General features: G+C 60.9%; 2 protein-coding genes (1 of these 2 cut by a window edge). Both read right to left on the bottom strand.

What is annotated here, in order from left to right; genetic code table 11:
- A partial coding sequence (locus INT22_RS05840; RefSeq protein WP_193067865.1) for a hypothetical protein occupies window positions 1-232 on the bottom strand: 232 nt, incomplete at its 3' end.
- Between the two features lie 4 nt (window positions 233-236).
- Window positions 237-852, bottom strand: the final stretch of a protein-coding gene (locus INT22_RS05835) for an NtaA/DmoA family FMN-dependent monooxygenase (protein WP_193067864.1). Its footprint extends 704 nt past the window's final position; the window shows 616 of its 1320 coding nt (coding positions 705-1320); the start codon falls outside the window, past its right edge; its stop codon occupies window positions 237-239.

The raw sequence follows: 852 nt of genomic DNA, 5'->3' as shown, positions 1-852 counted from the left end.
CAGCCGCCAGCGCCGCAAAAGCCGTAAACGGCTCGTATGGAAGGAATGCACATCCTTCCCGCACCAGGCCCGCATTGTTCGCATCCCTGAAGACGAGCGCGTCGATCCCGCCCGATTCGGCGCGTTTCGCCAGTGTCAGGAGAGTTTGGAGAGCGCCGGGACGCGCGGAAACGCCATCCACCGCGGCGAGACTTTCCGGCCCGAGAATATAATTGAAATGAAGCTGTTTCATATTTTCAATGTCCCTTTGCAGCGAAGCGCCGGTTGTCGGGGCGCGCCAGACCGAAATGGTCGCGCAGCGTCGTTCCCGCATAGCGGGTGCGATAGAAACCGCGCCGTTGCAGGATGGGGACCACTTCTTCGACAAACAGGATATTCGCCTCAAGAGAAGGCCACATCAGCGTGAAGCCGTCGCAGGCAAAGCCCGTAAACCATTCGCTGATGAGGTCGGCCGTCTCAAGCGGCGTTCCAGCGAAAGCCAGATGCGCGCCCTGTTGCAGCACCTGACGCGGGGTCAGGCGATGCTTGCGGATCATGTCGAGATAAAGATCCGATCTTCCACGCATTCCGTTGGTGAATCCCTGCTCGGGCAGCAGATCGAGAGGGATCGGCTCGTCGGGCGGCAATTGCGAAAGGTCGATGCCGACCATTTCCTTCATGCGCGCGCCCGCATTTTCACCCGCGCCCTGTCGCGCCGCCAGAAGGGCTTCGGCCTCCGTGCGGGTTTTCGCAACGATCGGCATCAGGCCCGGCAGGATATTGAGTTGATCGGGCGTGCGTCCGAAAGCGGCCATGCGGCGGCGAATATCGGCATAAAATTCCTGTGCGATGGAAAGGACCGGCTGGGCGGTG

The sequence above is a fragment of the Halomonas sp. 3D7M genome, assembly GCF_014897885.1.
Classification (GTDB): domain Bacteria; phylum Pseudomonadota; class Gammaproteobacteria; order Pseudomonadales; family Halomonadaceae; genus Vreelandella.
The sequence above is the reverse complement of the archived record's forward strand: the minus strand, read 5'-3'. Positions and strand labels throughout refer to the sequence as shown.